Genomic DNA, 17,086 nt, shown 5'->3' on the forward strand with positions numbered 1-17,086 from the left:
TCAATAGTAAGACATGCCGAGAAAATTTCATTAACTTATTTCATATTAACAAACATTCACGAACCAACTGGATGATTTTCAAACAATTGAGCTTTGCTTCACTGAATTCGGATACAGGGTTTCTTCAAACCTTTTTATATTTCAGCCATTTTCATGCAAACAGGTTTGGTTACGACCATTTTCTTTTGCACGATACAGCGCAGCATCGGCACTCTTTAACCATTGAGTGTGAGTTTCAAAATAAGGCTTATACTCGCAAACACCAATACTTATCGTGTAATTAATCAAAAAATCTTCCACTTTCACGATCTCTTGCTCAATTCTTTTGCGCAAACGCTCTGCGAAATAGCAAGCTTGCTCCTGGTTTGTGTGAGGAAGTAGTACCGTAAACTCTTCACCACCAAAACGACCGCAGATATCACTGCTCCTTGCTGTTTTTCTCAACAATGCAGAGGTTCGACGAATGACTTCGTCCCCTGTCGGGTGACCATAAGTATCATTCACCTTCTTAAAGTGGTCGATATCGAATATTACTAATGAGCATGGTCCGTCGATAACTTTTAAGTGAGCAAACTCATCTTTCAATGATTGCTCCCAATAAGCGCGATTAAATAAACCTGTTAAACCATCTTTGCGACTGATTTCCGACAAATGTTGATTTGTTTCTTTCAAATGAATGCGATTTCTCGCAGTTTCAGAAACATCATTGACTTGAATCGCTATGTGGCTGACCTCTCCTGAGAGCCCAATTAACGGCGTGATCACGATATCTTGATACATAAAATCACTGCTGTTTGAAACCGGAGAAAAATTGTTGAACTTAAAAAGGTACGGTCGGTTTTCCCAGCTAGAAAAAGAACGAGTTTCCAGATCGGCGGCTGCTTTTATCTTGGTTTCTAGCCAAGTTCTTGGCAGCTCTTCAAAATGCTCAAATAAACATTCACCAAGAATTTCTTGTGATAGAACGCCACTGTATGACTGCATAAAACTGTTCCACACACATACTTTATACTCTTGATCCAAAACAATAAGCCCTGAATCCATCGTATCGAGAATTTGTGTGACCCAATGAAAGTCTGCTATGTCCAGCGTGATATCGGACATTAGATTAGCTCCATGATTTCATAGATAATTTCTACGGATGGCTTATCAATTAAAAACAGTACCTCGCACTCGAAATCGAGCGCTTCTGCCATGTAGGTGTATTCGATAGTAAAGAGCTCACCCAACTCGCCTTGCTCTTCACAATAAGGTGTTAAGGTATCCACAATGCCTGGCTGACGAAGTGAGAACTGCTTGTCGAGTTGATCGCCTAACGACGTGAGAAATGACGAAACCAGTAGGTTAGAGATATTCAAGATGATTTCATTATGAGGCGTAAACTCAAGGAGGTAACCTAATTTTTCCCCAATCTGATTGATATCCCTACCACGTAAGCACACCAGTGCCTCCCCGTGAATACCGCCACCGACAAACCTCTGCGCTACCGCAACGGAACTGTCACGCCCAACCACATCAACCAGTGTCATATGAAGCTCGCCGTAGGACAAAGGTCCAACATGAGGAACAGGAAGTTGGATGAACTCATGTAAATGGTCAGCCATAATCGCAGCCCCTTTACCAAGGGCAATGTTCGCAATTTCACGGAATTTGGCTAGTAAGGAAAGCTCTTCGCAACCCTGGTTTTTAGAATCAACCGAATGACTAGGTTTGAACGCATAATGCAGCCCTAATTGTTCGTATAGTGGGAGCACCTGCTCTTCTGTCAGAGGCTTAGCGATAAAAGTTTGAGCACCAAGATCGAGACAGCGCTGTTTTGCCTCTTGTTGAACATCTCCAGAAATAATGACGATTTTGGTCGGGTACTGACTAACAGGTAATGATTCGAGGACCTCAAAACCATCCATTATGGGCATCGTTAAATCGAGAAACAAAATATCGATATTTTGCTCAGCAAGAATATTAAGCGCCTCATAACCATCTTGCGCTTCAATAAGATGCAATGATGTATCTTGTACGATAGAACGCGCAATAAGCTTTCTTGCAACAGCTGAGTCATCACATATCAGTATTTTCATGCCACCAATGGAACTAACGTCAAAAAAATCATAATACCTGTTGTAAACGTTCATCTCCATATGCTAAGCCAACAAATCAGAGGCTTATAAGCGATTTGATTCACATTTATACAAATTGACTACACTAAGAGGAAGGTTTCTTTACTAAGTATGCTCAACATAGCGCCAACTCCCTGCTATTTATCCTAAACTATTGGTGGTCAAATAGATTCGCGAGGTTTTGTATGTGGCAAGCAATATCGCAACAGCTTTCTGATACTTTATTGTTCGATTACCAGATCACGGAAAAAGTAAGGCTGTCTGGTGGGGATATCAGTGAAAGCTACATGATCAATGATGGCGAGCAACGTTATTTTGTGAAAATTAACGATCGCGAGTTTTTGTCGAAATTTGAGGTAGAAGCTGAAAGCCTGCATCTTTTGCGTGAAACATCCACCCTATTTGTACCTGAGGTGGTATTGGTCGGTAAAACCAAAAATGCCTCATTCCTAATTCTTAACTACCTTCCAACGAAACCATTAGAAGATGGTCACAACAGCTTTAAATTTGGGCAGCAATTAGCTCACCTACACCAGTGGGGCGAGCAAAAAGAGTTTGGTTTTGATACCGACAACTATCTCGGTTCGACTCTACAGCCCAACAAATGGCACAAGAAATGGTGTGTATTCTTTGCTGAGCAACGCATAGGTTGGCAATTACAGCTCCTTAAAGAAAAAGGCGTCACCTTGGTTGATATCGATGACTTTATCGACGTCGTAAAACAGCGGCTAGCAAACCATGCTCCGGAACCTTCTTTGTTGCATGGCGATTTATGGAATGGAAATGCGGCACTCACTGCATTCGGTCCTATCTGTTACGATCCTGCGTGCTATTGGGGGGACAGGGAGTGTGATATTGCGATGACAGAGCTTTTTGGTGGATTTCAACCAGAATTTTATCAAGGCTACGAATCGGTTATGCCACTTTCTTCAAGCTATGAGGAACGTAAAGATATCTATAACCTTTACCATGTTCTCAACCATTGTAATTTGTTTGGCGGCCATTACTTGGAACAGGCTCAACTGGTTATTAATAAAATCATTTCTTATTAATTTGGAAGCCACTGCATATTTCAAGATGTAAAATCTCGAGGCACATCACTACAGAAAATCACCCTAAGCTCAAGGTTGAGTTTGGGGTCAAGTTTTGTACTTATTTCGACTCAATTAGCAACAACTCGACCTAATATCAAAGGAGACTTAACTTTGGATTGTGCCTATTTTCCTTGTAGGCAAAGTAAGTAAAGGGCTGTGCTTCCTTGATGAATAGTGTGTTTAAAAGCCCTGCGAGATTAGGAGTTGTTGTATGAAAAATTATACCGAAAGGTATGTAAAGTGCCCGCATTGCGGACACTCTATCGGCATTACATTGGATGCAAGTAATGGTGACCAAGAGTTTTATGATGATTGCCCAGCTTGTTGCCACGCTATCCACCTAAATATGCGAGTGGATGAGTTACAAGATAAGGTCGAACTATTTATCGATGACAATTACGAATAGCAGCTCGAGCATGTGAACATCAGAAATATAAAAACGCTTAAATGAAAAAGGAGCACTAGGCTCCTTTTTCTCATTCTAAAGCTGTTTTGCTGCAAGAACGCGCTCAACAGTATCAACAATTGCTTGAGTCTGAGGATCAAACTCAATATTAACACGCTCCCCTACTTGTCTCACTCCGAAAAGCGTTCGCTGCAAGGTTTCTGGAATTAGGTGTACCGAAAAACGACACGCTTCAACTTCACCAATAGTTAGCGAGCAGCCATCTAAACCAATGTAACCTTTCGCTAATACATATTTCATTGATTCTTGCGGCAGTTGAAACCAAATCGTGCGGTTATTGGGCGTATCGATGATATCGACAATATCTGCCGTCAAACTAATATGACCAGACATGCTATGCCCGCCTATTTCGTCACCAAACTTAGCCGCGCGCTCAATGTTTACGCTATCCCCTTCCAGCAGCCGACCTAAATTAGTAAGAGCCAATGTCGCTTGCATTAAATCAAAACTGATAAGGTTGCCTTCGATCTTAGTCACAGTTAGACAACATCCGTTGTGTGCAACGGATGCACCAATTTCTAACCCTTTACAAAGTTCATCGCTTAACTCGACAACGTGCGTTTGAAAGCGTTCTTTTTTATCAATTTTAACGACCTTCGCCGTACCCTGAACTATTCCTGTAAACATTTCTTTTTACCTATTGATTTAATACCAACTGTAGTCGAAGACTAAGCCCTAAACACTGCGCTACAGGTCGGAAATAAAGACCGCAGACGATAAAGCCATGGCTTAATGAACACTGGTTTGTTCTCATGCATGCTTCAACATTACCATGATTCGCTGCTGTTCTCAGTAAAAGCGTATCCTTAGCGTGGAGAGCGTCCAGTCAGTGTTATCGACTATTAGCTACCTAGCTATGGAATATAAACATACAATTGTTTATCATTTGCGCGGAGTTTCTCCGAGGCATTTTTTCACCTTATCGTGACTAAAATCAACCATCAGATCCGTTCACCACATCTTTTGCCCTCGAGTACTCTCATTCTTTCAACTTATTGTTCCGCTCTGGAGTATTTTTCGTGCATCGCTATAAAGAAGAAGCATCAAGTCTTATCAAATTGGCGACCCCGGTATTGATCGCATCTGTCGCTCAAACTGGTATGGGGTTTGTTGATACCGTAATGGCTGGCGGCGTTAGCGCCACCGACATGGCTGCGGTTTCTGTCGCTTCAAGTATTTGGCTACCATCCATTTTGTTTGGGGTGGGTTTATTAATGGCATTGGTCCCTGTTGTCGCACAGTTAAATGGCTCTGGTCGTCGAGTGAAAATCCCGTTTGAAATTCAGCAAGGCGTCGTTTTGGCATTGCTGATCAGTGTGCCGATAATTGCAGTCCTGCTTCAAACCCAGTTTATTCTCGGGCTGATGGATGTTGAAGCACTGATGGCTGAAAAAACGGTGGGATACATTCATGCCGTTATATTAGCAGTACCCGCTTTTTTACTTTTCCAAACGCTTAGAAGCTTTACGGATGGTATGTCATTGACGAAGCCGGCAATGGTGATTGGCTTTATCGGTTTGCTGCTCAACATTCCTCTAAACTGGATTTTCGTGTACGGCAAGTTTGGTGCACCTGAATTAGGCGGTGTTGGCTGTGGTGTAGCAACCACGATTGTTTACTGGGTCATGTTTGCCATGCTATTGCTGTATGTGATGACATCAGAGCGATTGAAAAGCATTAACCTATTTGGAGAATGGCACCGCCCACAATGGAAAGCGCAAGTTCGTCTATTCAAGCTCGGCTTTCCTGTTGCAGCAGCGCTGTTTTTTGAAGTGACACTGTTTGCTGTTGTTGCACTGCTCGTTTCACCACTGGGTCCTATCATTGTGGCAGCGCATCAAGTCGCGATTAACTTCTCCTCGTTGGTATTTATGCTACCAATGAGTATTGGTGCAGCAGTAAGCATTCGTGTCGGCCATCGACTTGGTGAAGAAAACGTCGATGGCGCGCGCGTAGCGTCACGAGTCGGCATTATGGTTGGTCTAGCTTTGTCCGTTCTCACAGCGATTTTAACCGTCTTGTCTCGTGAGTGGATCGCCGAGCTTTACACTAGCAACCCAGAGGTAATCACTCTAGCGATGCACCTGCTCGTGTTTGCCGCTGTTTATCAATGTACGGATGCGGTTCAAGTGATCGCAGCTGGTGCATTACGCGGCTATAAAGACATGCGAGCCATCTTCAACCGTACTTTTATTGCTTATTGGATTCTTGGGCTGCCAATTGGTTACGTCCTTGGCCGTACAGACTGGATTGTCGAGCCAATGGGAGCACAAGGCTTCTGGCTTGGTTTTATCATCGGCCTATCTTCTGCGGCCTTTATGTTAGGCGTCAGAATGCGTTGGATGCATCGCCAAGAGCCAGAAGTGCAATTGAACTTTTCAGTTCAATAAAAAGTAAAAAAAGCCAGCATCCGCTGGCTTTTTTGATCGAATAATTACACGGTTGAGTATACTTATAACAAGATTGCGAAGTGGTTGATTTTGCTCTCTAGACAACGGATACGAAGTTATAAAAAAGGATATTTGTGCGGTCTATTTTATTGTTCTTAATCTTGATTCTTAATGGTTGTGATAACTGGTTCAATCCAGAGAACGCCATGTTTGATAAGTATCATCAACGTGTAGCCAATGTATTGGACGTTCCTGCTATTCCAATAGAATTACAGTCTACGGTAACGATTCCTGCGAAACGCGTTTTGTTCGAGCCATTGCCAAGGCTATCTATTGGCCTGCTAGAGAGCTATCAATTACGACAATGCGGACTCTTTAATTTACTTGCCGAGAAAAACTCACAACTTGGAAAGGTGCAGGATGCCTTTCATGATTTTGATTATCAAACTGCCCTTTTAAGAGTCATAAATCGATGTTTATCCGAATTTCCACTTAGCGATGAAGAACGCGCGACATTGACAGAGCTTTACTCAACCAAGTGGCAGCATTTAGACATTCATCTCGACAACTTACTACTCGTAAGTGATGCCATGCAAAAGCAACTAACTGCCTCTGATTGGCTATCTCAAAATACGACGAATGATATTGCACGCATTAACGATGTCTATCGTATTTTCAGCGAAATGTATGATTTACCCCACCGCGCGGTCTCACGTCTACCCGATGTGGAAGTTACTCAATATCAAGAAGAGTTAGAGAAATCTCGTTTACTCGGACGACTTTACTATTCAATGGTAAACACATCCCTTTGGTTAAAAGCAACAACTCAGCTACTTGAGCAGAACCAGAGCAACGTATTGTGCGGGCCGAACAGAGACACCACCCAGTTCCGCTACTTAAGAAATGTCTTTCAATCCATTTACGTTGAAGAAGTGCAACCTTATTTGGCTTATTTAGACAGTACCTATCAACAACTTAATGATGGTGCCACTTTGGTGGAGAACCGTATGCAACTCCATGGTCACCAGTATGGCATCATTGAGGCACATAGGACATTTAGGCAAGAAACCCTAAACCACGTTCAGTTTTGGCAGGGTCTCTTCAAACGATGTGGCGTAACCGTTGGCAACTAGTAAGTGCAGGGCGTTCTATTCCTTCAACCTTTCACGCAAGAATCGAGCAAAACGTGGTTTACCAGTATGTGTAAAACCGTTATATCTAAATGTAATGGTTGAACCAATTTTCGGAGGCTGGCGACGTACTTCATCGGTAAATCCGCTACCGATGTAAAACTCAATGCCATTTGGTAAGCGAACTAACATTGCTCCCATCATACCTAATAAGCGCCCTGTTCCTGGCTTATAACCCACAACTAACGCTTCATCATCTGCGTATCGTTTTAGTTTAAGCAAATCACTACCGCGTCCAGCCTGATAGCGGCTTGATACCTTCCGCAACATCACCCCTTCACCGTCGGATATTGAAATTTTATCCAACTGTGTGAACAGATGAGCTTCATTTTGAATGGCTCGGTGCTCGACATATTTGATATGAGGCTGGTCGACTTCAAGCACTAAATCTTTGATGTTGTAATAACGCTTCCGATAATCACCAGCGGAATATGGCATATCAAAGATCATAAAGTCGATGTGTCGCCAAGCAGACTCAACAGGAGTTTTATCTAATACCGTTTGCTGAACAAGATGGAAGTTACCTCTCCCAGCCCAAAGTTCACCGTCCAACGGATAATCAGGCAAAGGTCCTGTAAACCAGTCTGGGGCGTAGATTCGATTACCATTTCTCGTCACGAGATGTTGCCCAGTCCAATAAGCGCGAACACCATCAAGTTTTTCGCTATACCAATATTCAGACACATCAATACCATCCTGATAGCTTTGTGCAAGAGAAACTGGTGGTGCGAGAGAAGTATCCGCTTGAAGCTGTGAAGACGCTGCCATAACAGCCAGCGCAATTAATGTCATTTTTAATGGCATAAGAAGACCTTGTACAAAAAATCGCCTTTATTGAAACGTAAGTCCTCTCGATGACCTATTTATTACTAGTTATTCTTCGACTCATAACAATCAACATTAGTAATAATTTGCAAAGATAATCATAAACTTTAGACAGGTTTTGCATTTAGTCGTTACACGTTATTCACTTAAGGCGGATGGTTCGTCAATCGAGTTGGAATCTAATCATGACGAGATCCCCCGCTCTAATGACTTCTTTAGGTTCAACACCTCTTATAAGCAAACCATTTCTCTGTGCATTTTTGATTCTCAATTTGAGAATCAGTCCTTTCTCAAATTGAACAATATCATCAACAGCGCTTAAACTTTTGATTTTTAAATAGTTTAAAATTGGCACGTTACCTGCTCTATATCCAATTAGAAAAACAAACGGAGACAGAGTCATGGAATTACGCAAACTAGAAATCAATCAAGACAAGTTAGCCATTGAGTTTTTTGGTGACTTAGACGCAAGCGGCTGTCGACAAGCACAACATCACATTGATGAAGTAATTCACAACAATCATCACAAAGAAGTCGAAATTAACCTACAGCACGTCCAATTTCTTGATTCTTCAGGGATTGGTGCCATTGTTTACTTATATAAGCGTCTAGTTGAACGTGAAAGAAGCATGAGTATTGAAAACGTATCAGGCCAACCTTTAGAAATCATGAGCTTGCTTCGTATCAACCATGCCATTCCCGTTAACTCAAAAGGACACTAAAAATACCGGTTTAAACGGAGGTTGGCATGGTAAATCTTTTACGACGATATGCAGTAAGCGGTCTTGTTGTCGGCATGTTTGGTTGTTCGTCGTTTGACTACCCAGAACACGGGAAAGGTGGCTTGGCGGAAAGCTATCAAGATATCTCGATCGAGAATTATCAGTTTTCCCCAGTAATGCCTGACGAGCCTTTAGGTCCAGAACATGGGTTAAGGTTTGATTGGCAATTGACCAAGTTACATCTAGACGCACTAATCCAAGAGGGCGCGCGCTGGTGTTTTCCTGCGGCAGTTGTTCAGGCCCTTGAAAAACAAAATAGAATTGCGCGCGAGTTAGAAGGTGGGCTTTTACTCGACGCTGCCAACGACCTTGTGATTCAGCGTCGACGCTTAAACCAGCTCGAACAACAACTCGACTACGTACTGAGCCAAACAACTTGCACACCGCCCGATGATATTGAAGCACTACGTAGCGACCTAAACATAGTCTCGGATATCTATGCACTACTTAATATCGACAACCAGTTTGCTGTCGATTCAGCAGAAATCAACCCGAAGTACATGGGACATTTGGCAGAAGCAGCCTACATTTTACGTGACCACCCCAACCTATCTCTTGTAGTAACGGGGCATGCGGATGCAACTGGAACACCCGATTACAACCAGAAACTTGCTCAAGCGCGTGCGGAACAAGTAAAGCGTTACCTAACCGTATTTGGTATCACTTCAGAGAGAGTCACTACCAAATCTGTCGGAGACAACCTGCCACTCTATGAAGGTGAAACATCCGCCGTGCGTTTAACTAATCGTCGAGTAAGCATCGAGGTTATTAGCCCTAATTCAGATAGCGATACCTCAATAAACCGCAACCCAACGGCAGGAGGCGTGCTATGAACACGATGAAACCATTTATCCTCTTAATGTTGTTGTGTCTGGTCGCGTGGGTACCTTCTTCCATAGCGGATGAGAGCAATACTGTTAAGGTCGGTGATTTAATACAGATTAACTTACCTGGAGAGGCGTCGTTAAACCAAGGGTTTCAGGTTGATCGTCGTGGACGAATTAATTTACCAGAAGTCGGCCCTGTGTTAGTGGCCGGCTACAATGAACAACAACTCCAAGACGTGATTATCGACAGGCTAAAGACCGTGTATCGTGACGTTAACAACGCTCGAGTTTTTATTAAACAGCAACAGTTGTTAGTGTCCGTTCAAGGCTACGTGGTCAAACCCGGTGAATATACCTTACCTTCTGGGTCCAACATTCAAATGTTTGTGTACGAAGCTGGCGGCCTGCGCGCTGGGGCTCAGCTTGATAAAATGATCGTGAAACGTGGAAATAAAAACATTGAATTTGACTACAAACGCTTCCTTGATACGGGTGACAATAGCCAACTGCCAAAACTAGAATCACTGGATGTCTTATTTGTCCCCGCTTCCCCACTCGTAGGGAATATTGAGCAAGAGTTTGATGCAGCAAAACTCGCGAATTCAGGTGACAGCGCAGATTCCGCTCGTGCAATCAAAGTCTTTGGTGAAGTCAACGCACCTGGCTCGTTCTCATACAAGCCAAACACCACGCTAGTTGATGTCGTAATGCGAGCTGGCGGCGTGACACGATATGCCAGTGTTGAGCAAATTCGCGTGATAACAAACAATAACCCAACCATGTTTAACCTGAAAAAGTACCTTGATACTGGAGACCAAAGCCTACTGCCGGAGATCCTGCCAGGTGCCACCATCTTTGTCCCAAAACAGGAAGAAGAAATCAAAGCAGGTGCAAATGTGGTTTACGTGATGGGTGAAGTCGCCCATCCTGGGGCATACGAAGGCAAGCAAGGCGCTAGCTTCATGGATATCCTCGCCAACGCTGGCGGGCCCACTCGCTACGCAGAATCTCGCCAAATTCGCGTTATAAAAGCCGATGGCAAAGTCATCAAATTCGATCTTACCGCGCATACAGAAGGACTATCTTCAGCCAGACCACCAAATGTTGGATCAGGAGACGCGATTTTCGTACCGGAGAAAACCGATTTCAATGAGAAGTCTTGGTTAAAAGTAGCACCTAGTCGAGCGGTCGCAGTGATGGGAGAAGTTGTTCGCCCTGGACGCATCGAGTGGTCAGACGAAATGGATTTGATTGATCTGCTTGCACACGTTGGAGGCCCAACTCGACGAGCTGATACCACCAAAATTGAAGTCGCCAATAACGGTCAAATGACACAATTTGACTTAGACCAATACATTCTGGATGGCTCACCAACATCAAGCCTACCTCAAGTTTCCGCTGGTACAGTCGTAAGGGTACATGCATTGCCTGACGACCCATCCGATAATAAATCGCAATGGGTAAGCCAAAGCTCTGACGCATCGATATACGTTTTCGGGCAAATCAATGCACCTGGGCGCTATCGTTTCACTGAAGATATGCATTTTCTGGATATTTTGTCTGCCGCCGATGGACCGACAATGGATGCAGATATTCACAACATCCGTGTCACACACCGAGGCCTAGGTTATGCCAAAGTGAGTAAATTGAATTTATCGATGTACTTTGAAACAGGCGATGAGTCAATTCTGCCCCACGTTCGTCCTGGTGATACCATTTACATTCCAGAAAAAAACAAAAACTGGTTAGATCGTTCAAAAGAGTCCACGGTACGCGTATTAGGTGAAGTAAGAGACCCAGGGCGATACGTATTCAATGACAACATGACTGTGCTTGATCTGTTAGCGGAAGCAGGAGGACCAACTGATAATGCCTACCTTGAAAAGATCAGTGTGGTCAATATGTCTTGCTGCCAAGGCCAAGCCCGAACATTTGATTTGGTTAACTTTAGTAAAACAGCCAACATTTATGAGCTGCCAGTCATTCGCGCAGGCGACACGATTTACATTCCCCATAAAGACGAAAGCTTTGTTGAAAAAGCGAGGGCCGGATTAAGAGATATTTTACAAATCACAACAACCATCGTGTTAATAGGAGCGTTGTAATGACTATTCCTGCAACTCACGCTGAGGTTGAGCAAATTTATCTTCAGAGCGAACAGAAAGGCCACAAAACGATTTGTGTTGTGGGTTGTAAATCTGAAGATGGTGTCACTTCCGTGGCTTCATCTCTAGCAGAGCGTCTGGTTTTAGCAGGCCACAATACTTTGTATGTAGACCTTAACTTATTCAAACCCGCTTATCACACTGTTCACGAATTTGATGATGACGAGAAGGTTGGCCATTTGATCACACGAGAGAATACACATCAAACTTTAGTCGGCCTCCCTGCTCCGTCTCTCGCCAGCACTCAGTTAGCGTACCGAGACCCAACAACGCTGAAACGAAACATTGCACAATGGTTAACGCAGTACGAGCGCGTCGTGATAGATACATCACCACTTCTTAGTGTCAACCGAAGCAATATTGCGCCTCAAGTGATTGCTGGCGTATGTGATGCTACTTTGTTAGTAGCGCATTATGGCTCTACGACTGCAACCCAGCTCGAGCAAGCCAAAAAGCTACTTGATGCTAGCGATGCGAACTTGATTGGTTCTGTATTGAACATGAAGCACACACCAAGCCTGAAAGATGAGTTAATCCGCCAAGTTTCCAAGCTGCGTTTCTTACCAAAAAAGTGGAAAGAAAAACTGTCTCAGCAAATTAAAAAAAGCGAACTGTTTATGTTATAGGGAGCGCTATTATGACGATAAATAACACATTGACTATCGAGCAAGAATTAGTGGATGAGCATATTCTTCAGCAAATGATCAAAGATACGTGCGCCGAAATCATCCCTACCTTGATTGATCACTATGTCGAAGAGTCACGCGATCGCATGGAGAAAATAGAGCAAGCATTAAGCACAAAAGACCTTCAAACATTGGAGTTCGAGGTTCACACACTGGGCAGTTCTGCTCTCGCTCTAGGCAATCGAACGCTTTCAAGACAAGCAAGAATGATTGAGAAGTACTGTGTCGAAGGAAAAATACCAAAAGCATTGGAGCTTTGTGAAACACTTCCTCAACTCGCCAATGAATCGTTTGATGCGTTAGAAAAGCGAAAAGCTCAAGGGTTTGAGTAGTATCAGTGTCTTACTCCCTAGCGAAGCATCGCGTTTGATAAAGCGCGATGCCGACATCATCTCAGAAATTTAGGCTCCAAATTCAGTCATCCTCGCCAAGCCACACACCTTGAAATTATTTGGGCATAACTTAATCAATTAAAAAGTATGGATTTTTCGCAAATTTCCTACCTTGTGCTAATACTTAAATAACGCTTTTCTCAAATTGAGAATTTTCAGCACTAGAGAGCTATAAACCACTCATAATGCCAAATAGTAGTGCTGACAAAAATCATAAAAAATGAAACAAACTACGTTGGGATGGGACTATGAGACCAAGGGTATTACTGGTAGAGGACTCTACTTCACTAGCCATACTTTATAAGCAGTATGTGAAAGACGAACCTTATGACATTTTTCATGTCGAGACAGGTCGCGAAGCGATTCAATTTATTGAAAGAAGCAAACCTCAGCTCATCATTCTCGATTTGAAACTGCCCGACATGTCTGGCGAAGACGTGCTGGATTGGATCAACCAGAATGACATTCCTACGTCCGTTATTATTGCTACGGCACACGGCAGCGTCGACTTAGCCGTTAATCTAATTCAAAAAGGTGCGGAAGATTTCTTAGAAAAGCCCATAAACGCTGATCGCCTAAAAACGTCAGTTGCATTGCACCTTAAACGCGCCAAATTGGAAGATTTGGTGGAAAATATTCAGTCCAAGTTTGATCGCCACAACTATCACGGATTCATCGGTTCAAGCCTCCCGATGCAGGCGGTATACAAGACCATTGATGCTGTTGCGCCAACTTCTGCCAGTGTGTTTATTGTGGGAGAAAGCGGCACAGGTAAAGAAGTTTGTGCTGAAGCTGTCCACCGCCAGAGTGACCGTAAAGACAAGCCTTTTATTGCAATTAACTGTGGGGCTATTCCACGAGATTTGATGGAAAGTGAGATTTTTGGTCACGTTAAAGGGGCCTTTACTGGAGCAACAACAGATCGAAAAGGTGCGGCGACGCTGGCACATGGTGGCACGCTTTTTCTTGATGAGCTGTGTGAAATGGAACTTGAGATGCAAAAGAAGTTGCTCCGCTTTCTACAAACGGGCACTTACACCCCTCTTGGTGGCACTCGAGAAATGAAAGTGGATGTGAGAATCATTTGTGCCACTAACCGAGATCCATTAACAGAAGTAGAAGAAGGTCGTTTTCGTGAAGACTTATACTACCGTGTGCACGTTATACCTATCGATATGCCCCCATTACGTGAACGAGGAAGTGACATCGTCACGCTTGCCAAGCACTTCTTGACCACTTACGCCAAACAGGACAAAAAGAAATTCTCAACAATCGACAGTGAAGCTCAACATATCATCAAGCATTACGAATGGCCGGGTAATGTAAGGCAACTACAAAACATCATACGTAACATTGTGGTGCTTAATAACGACGAAAAAGTCACGGTGAGCCACCTACCCGCTCAACTCACTAAAAAGTCAAAAGTTACGAAAACAACGACACCTGCGCATGTTGCTCAAGAGTCAGCAAACATTGCACCAATCACACCACCACCTGTTTATACTGAGGAACCTTCACCTTCTGCGGTCGAACCGTCGATTACCGCAGCGGAGCTGCCTGGTACACCGTCCTCTGCTGCTACCTCACCGTACTTTAACTCTGATGGAACCATTCGCCCTATGTGGCAAGTAGAGCGTGAAGCAATTCAAAACGCAATTGCGTACTGTGATGGCAACGTCCTCAACGCCGCTGTCATGCTGGAGTTAAGCCCATCTACGGTTTACCGAAAAAAACAAGCGTGGGAAGCGGATGAAATTAATCTCGAACAATCTTGATAAACCTGCCATTGGTGAAATTTGGATCTTGCTTGATAGCCGTCTATTCGGTGGCATTGAAAGTCACGTTATCGAGCTAGCTCGGGGATTAATAGCCTTTGGACACAAAGCTCGAGTTGTGCTAACCACTGAGTATTCACCAGCTGCTCAGATTGTACAGAAGGCAAAAGAAGCCGCGATCCCTGTGAGTTACTTAAACTATTTGTCTGGCGAGCCCAATAAAGCTTTAAAAATTAAACACCTAACAAGCGCCGTCGCCAATCACCAACCCTCAGTGGTTCACTCCCATGGTTATAAAGCGTCGATTTTGTCGCGCTGCGCCAAACTGCTCACCCGTACGTTTCCTCGTTTGATTTCAACTTATCATGCTGGTGAATCGTCCTCAGGGAAGCTATGGCTATACGATTGGCTTGATAGAAGCTCAGGCAGCCTATCTGACTATTGCTTTGCTGTCAGTCCAAGTATTCAGCGCAAAGTTTTTTGTTCTTCAGAACTGCTGAATAACTTTGTTTCGATTCCCAACAGTCAACTCAACTATCAGGAGATCGCTTTTGTCGGCCGATTGAGTCAGGAAAAAGGCGCCGATCAATTTATTGAGGTAGCGAGGCTCTGTCCAACATTACAGTTTAGTGTGTACGGTGATGGCCCAGAAAAAGAATCGCTTAATCAAACTGCCCCTCCAAATGTGACTTTCTTCGGCCATCAAACCGATATGGAAGGTGTTTGGGAAAATATCAGCGTACTTATCATCTCTTCTCGTTATGAGGGTCTTCCAATGGCGGCGCTTGAAGCCATGTCGAGAGGCATTGCCGTCATGAGCTTACGTGTAGGTCGTCTTCCAGATATTATCCAAACGGGTAAAAATGGTTTTATCGTCGAAGACATTCCCTCTCTTGCTAAATGTCTTCATGACTGGATGTCGATTGGTGAAGCGCAACAATCACTCATTCGCCAGAATGCTCGACAAACCATCATTGATGATTTCTCAGCGCAAAGTGTGATTCCCGTATTGCTACAAAAATATCAAATTGAAACGGATCACTAATCCATATTGGTTCTCAATATGAGAATGATGAGTTCCAAACATAAATATCATATAAGATTCAATCACATAAACTAATGGCATATTTTGGCATCTCTATTGCAGCTCAGCAGTTAACGCAGATTAATGATGAGACAGAGGTGACTTATGACTACGCCAAAACGCATTCTATATGTTCATTATGGTGATAATTGGATTCGCGGCAGTGAAGTGGTGCTTCTGGATCTCATTTCAGGAATCGACCGCGATAAGTTTGAGCCATTCGTATGGTCCAACTGCCAACCATTAATCGATAAGTGCCAATCGCTCGGAATTGAAGCGGAACATTCAGCCTTCAATTTGGTGGGTGGTTGGAGCGCTCCGCGCTGGGATATTAGCGGTTGGAATAGCCTTATCAAACAAGGCTCAGATTTGATCGAAAAGCACAACATCGACTTGGTACACGTCAATAGCGGCGGCCCTTGTCAATGGATGTGTTTGGCTGCTCGCATGAATCATATACCACTTGTCACGCAACTTCATTGCCATTATACATTGCGCGATCGCTTCTCTCTCGGACTTCACCTCTCTCCAAAATTGATTTGCGTTAGCAAAGATGTTGGACGCGAAATTCTTCAGGACGGCTACCCACAAAACCAACTTCATGTCGTACACAACGGCGTGTCACTTCAAGGCGTGGATACACCCATAGACATTAAAGATCGCCTCGGAATCCCATCACAGGCCTTTACCTTTCTGTCGGTGGGTTCGCTGATTAAGCGCAAAGGGTTTGACCGCCTTATTCGGGCAATGCGCATGCACAACTACCACCACCACAACCCTCACCTTGTTATTGTTGGTGACGGCGAAGAAAGAGAAGCACTGCAACAGCTTGCCGCAGATCTTGGTATCCAAGAACGAGTGCACTTTGTCGGAGAGCAACACAATGCCGGAGCGTGGATGTGTGGTAATGCAGACGCTTTTATTAGCGGCGCCTATGAAGAGGCTTTTGGTCTCGTGCTCGGGGAAGCGGCTTTAGCTCAACTGCCTATCGTGGCTCCTAAAACGGGAGGCATTCCTGAGTTGTTCGAGCATAATCACTCTGCATTGCTGTACCAGAACAGTGGAATGGCGAGCCTGTTAAACGCGATTCAACAAGTCATGCAAGACGCGGCATTAAGAAACAAGCTGGCGGAAAACGCTTACCTACATGCTAGCCAGCACTTAACGACGACTGCATCTATCAACGCTATTGAACGTATTTACGAAGGTGAACTTAATAACAACGCCATTACACCAATGCCAATGACTCACTGCATGAAGCCTCTTTCACGCTGGTTGAGCATCAATTGAGGA

At 43.9% G+C, this 17,086-nt stretch carries 16 protein-coding genes; 12 read left to right on the forward strand and 4 right to left on the reverse strand.

Going from position 1 to position 17,086, the window contains the following annotated elements; genetic code table 11:
- Positions 1-141 precede the first annotated feature (141 nt).
- Together R7E47_RS17615 and R7E47_RS17620 are read right to left on the reverse strand one after the other, a co-directional pair.
- Positions 142-1,104, reverse strand: a complete 963-nt coding sequence (locus tag R7E47_RS17615) for a GGDEF domain-containing protein (protein WP_017634922.1) — start codon at positions 1,102-1,104, stop codon at positions 142-144.
- Complete coding sequence (locus R7E47_RS17620) at positions 1,104-2,078, reverse strand: response regulator (protein WP_318084798.1); 975 nt, start codon at positions 2,076-2,078, stop codon at positions 1,104-1,106. Before R7E47_RS17620 ends, R7E47_RS17615 begins: the two co-directional genes overlap by 1 nt.
- 224 nt (positions 2,079-2,302) lie before the next feature.
- On the opposite strand from R7E47_RS17620, the gene R7E47_RS17625 reads away from it, so the two are divergent.
- Together R7E47_RS17625 and R7E47_RS17630 are read left to right on the forward strand one after the other, a co-directional pair.
- The gene (locus R7E47_RS17625) at positions 2,303-3,169 is read left to right on the forward strand and encodes a fructosamine kinase family protein (RefSeq protein ID WP_318084800.1); all 867 of its coding nucleotides are present in this window, start codon (positions 2,303-2,305) and stop codon (positions 3,167-3,169) included.
- Between the two features lie 253 nt (positions 3,170-3,422).
- Positions 3,423-3,617 (forward strand): CPXCG motif-containing cysteine-rich protein, encoded by a 195-nt coding sequence (locus R7E47_RS17630; protein ID WP_017634925.1) that lies wholly within the window; start codon positions 3,423-3,425, stop codon positions 3,615-3,617.
- A 75-nt stretch (positions 3,618-3,692) separates the two neighbouring features.
- Here R7E47_RS17630 and R7E47_RS17635 read toward each other — a convergent pair whose 3' ends face one another.
- Positions 3,693-4,304: a riboflavin synthase subunit alpha gene (locus R7E47_RS17635; RefSeq protein ID WP_225491401.1), complete on the reverse strand. Its 612-nt coding sequence runs from the start codon at positions 4,302-4,304 to the stop codon at positions 3,693-3,695.
- A 392-nt stretch (positions 4,305-4,696) separates the two neighbouring features.
- On the opposite strand from R7E47_RS17635, the gene R7E47_RS17640 reads away from it, so the two are divergent.
- Positions 4,697-6,067 carry an MATE family efflux transporter gene (locus tag R7E47_RS17640; protein ID WP_005377626.1) on the forward strand — a complete coding sequence of 457 codons (1,371 nt, stop codon included), beginning with the start codon at positions 4,697-4,699 and terminating at the stop codon, positions 6,065-6,067.
- A gap of 134 nt (positions 6,068-6,201) precedes the next feature.
- Positions 6,202-7,200 carry a DUF3080 domain-containing protein gene (locus tag R7E47_RS17645; protein WP_042522941.1) on the forward strand — a complete coding sequence of 333 codons (999 nt, stop codon included), beginning with the start codon at positions 6,202-6,204 and terminating at the stop codon, positions 7,198-7,200.
- 15 nt (positions 7,201-7,215) lie between these two features.
- Here the strand turns inward: R7E47_RS17645 and R7E47_RS17650 are convergent, their stop codons facing one another.
- Positions 7,216-8,061 (reverse strand): DNA ligase, encoded by an 846-nt coding sequence (locus R7E47_RS17650; RefSeq protein ID WP_086046755.1) that lies wholly within the window; start codon positions 8,059-8,061, stop codon positions 7,216-7,218.
- A 422-nt stretch (positions 8,062-8,483) separates the two neighbouring features.
- Between R7E47_RS17650 and R7E47_RS17655 the strand changes: the two genes are divergently transcribed.
- From R7E47_RS17655 to R7E47_RS17690, 8 genes are all read left to right on the forward strand, one after another.
- Positions 8,484-8,804, forward strand: a complete 321-nt coding sequence (locus R7E47_RS17655) for an STAS domain-containing protein (RefSeq protein ID WP_017634929.1) — start codon at positions 8,484-8,486, stop codon at positions 8,802-8,804.
- Between the two features lie 26 nt (positions 8,805-8,830).
- On the forward strand, positions 8,831-9,697 hold the full coding sequence (locus R7E47_RS17660; RefSeq protein ID WP_318084803.1) for an OmpA family protein: 867 nt from the start codon (positions 8,831-8,833) through the stop codon (positions 9,695-9,697).
- Positions 9,694-11,796, forward strand: coding sequence for an SLBB domain-containing protein (locus tag R7E47_RS17665; protein ID WP_054574139.1), 2,103 nt, complete (start codon positions 9,694-9,696; stop codon positions 11,794-11,796). Before R7E47_RS17660 ends, R7E47_RS17665 begins: the two co-directional genes overlap by 4 nt.
- A complete protein-coding gene (locus R7E47_RS17670; protein ID WP_238966531.1) occupies positions 11,796-12,482 on the forward strand; it encodes an AAA family ATPase in 687 nt (228 codons plus the stop codon). Before R7E47_RS17665 ends, R7E47_RS17670 begins: the two co-directional genes overlap by 1 nt.
- A gap of 11 nt (positions 12,483-12,493) precedes the next feature.
- Positions 12,494-12,874 (forward strand): Hpt domain-containing protein, encoded by a 381-nt coding sequence (locus tag R7E47_RS17675; protein ID WP_005377636.1) that lies wholly within the window; start codon positions 12,494-12,496, stop codon positions 12,872-12,874.
- A gap of 308 nt (positions 12,875-13,182) precedes the next feature.
- Complete coding sequence (locus tag R7E47_RS17680) at positions 13,183-14,709, forward strand: sigma-54-dependent transcriptional regulator (RefSeq protein WP_085569876.1); 1,527 nt, start codon at positions 13,183-13,185, stop codon at positions 14,707-14,709.
- Positions 14,684-15,754, forward strand: a complete 1,071-nt coding sequence (locus tag R7E47_RS17685) for a glycosyltransferase family 4 protein (protein ID WP_213891671.1) — start codon at positions 14,684-14,686, stop codon at positions 15,752-15,754. Before R7E47_RS17680 ends, R7E47_RS17685 begins: the two co-directional genes overlap by 26 nt.
- 144 nt (positions 15,755-15,898) lie before the next feature.
- The gene (locus tag R7E47_RS17690) at positions 15,899-17,083 is read left to right on the forward strand and encodes a glycosyltransferase (RefSeq protein ID WP_086046751.1); all 1,185 of its coding nucleotides are present in this window, start codon (positions 15,899-15,901) and stop codon (positions 17,081-17,083) included.
- Positions 17,084-17,086 lie beyond the last annotated feature (3 nt).

This window comes from Vibrio sp. Vb1026, assembly GCF_033338745.1.
Taxonomy (GTDB): Bacteria; Pseudomonadota; Gammaproteobacteria; order Enterobacterales; family Vibrionaceae; genus Vibrio; species Vibrio alginolyticus.

Coding starts and splice junctions, on each gene's coding strand:
- R7E47_RS17615 (WP_017634922.1), bottom strand. CDS start 1,104: ATGTCCGATATCACGCTGGACATAGCAGACTTTCATTGGGTCACACAA.
- R7E47_RS17620 (WP_318084798.1), bottom strand. CDS start 2,078: ATGAAAATACTGATATGTGATGACTCAGCTGTTGCAAGAAAGCTTATT.
- R7E47_RS17625 (WP_318084800.1), top strand. CDS start 2,303: ATGTGGCAAGCAATATCGCAACAGCTTTCTGATACTTTATTGTTCGAT.
- R7E47_RS17630 (WP_017634925.1), top strand. CDS start 3,423: ATGAAAAATTATACCGAAAGGTATGTAAAGTGCCCGCATTGCGGACAC.
- R7E47_RS17635 (WP_225491401.1), bottom strand. CDS start 4,304: ATGTTTACAGGAATAGTTCAGGGTACGGCGAAGGTCGTTAAAATTGAT.
- R7E47_RS17650 (WP_086046755.1), bottom strand. CDS start 8,061: ATGCCATTAAAAATGACATTAATTGCGCTGGCTGTTATGGCAGCGTCT.
- R7E47_RS17655 (WP_017634929.1), top strand. CDS start 8,484: ATGGAATTACGCAAACTAGAAATCAATCAAGACAAGTTAGCCATTGAG.
- R7E47_RS17660 (WP_318084803.1), top strand. CDS start 8,831: ATGGTAAATCTTTTACGACGATATGCAGTAAGCGGTCTTGTTGTCGGC.
- R7E47_RS17665 (WP_054574139.1), top strand. CDS start 9,694: ATGAACACGATGAAACCATTTATCCTCTTAATGTTGTTGTGTCTGGTC.
- R7E47_RS17670 (WP_238966531.1), top strand. CDS start 11,796: ATGACTATTCCTGCAACTCACGCTGAGGTTGAGCAAATTTATCTTCAG.
- R7E47_RS17675 (WP_005377636.1), top strand. CDS start 12,494: ATGACGATAAATAACACATTGACTATCGAGCAAGAATTAGTGGATGAG.
- R7E47_RS17680 (WP_085569876.1), top strand. CDS start 13,183: ATGAGACCAAGGGTATTACTGGTAGAGGACTCTACTTCACTAGCCATA.
- R7E47_RS17685 (WP_213891671.1), top strand. CDS start 14,684: ATGAAATTAATCTCGAACAATCTTGATAAACCTGCCATTGGTGAAATT.
- R7E47_RS17690 (WP_086046751.1), top strand. CDS start 15,899: ATGACTACGCCAAAACGCATTCTATATGTTCATTATGGTGATAATTGG.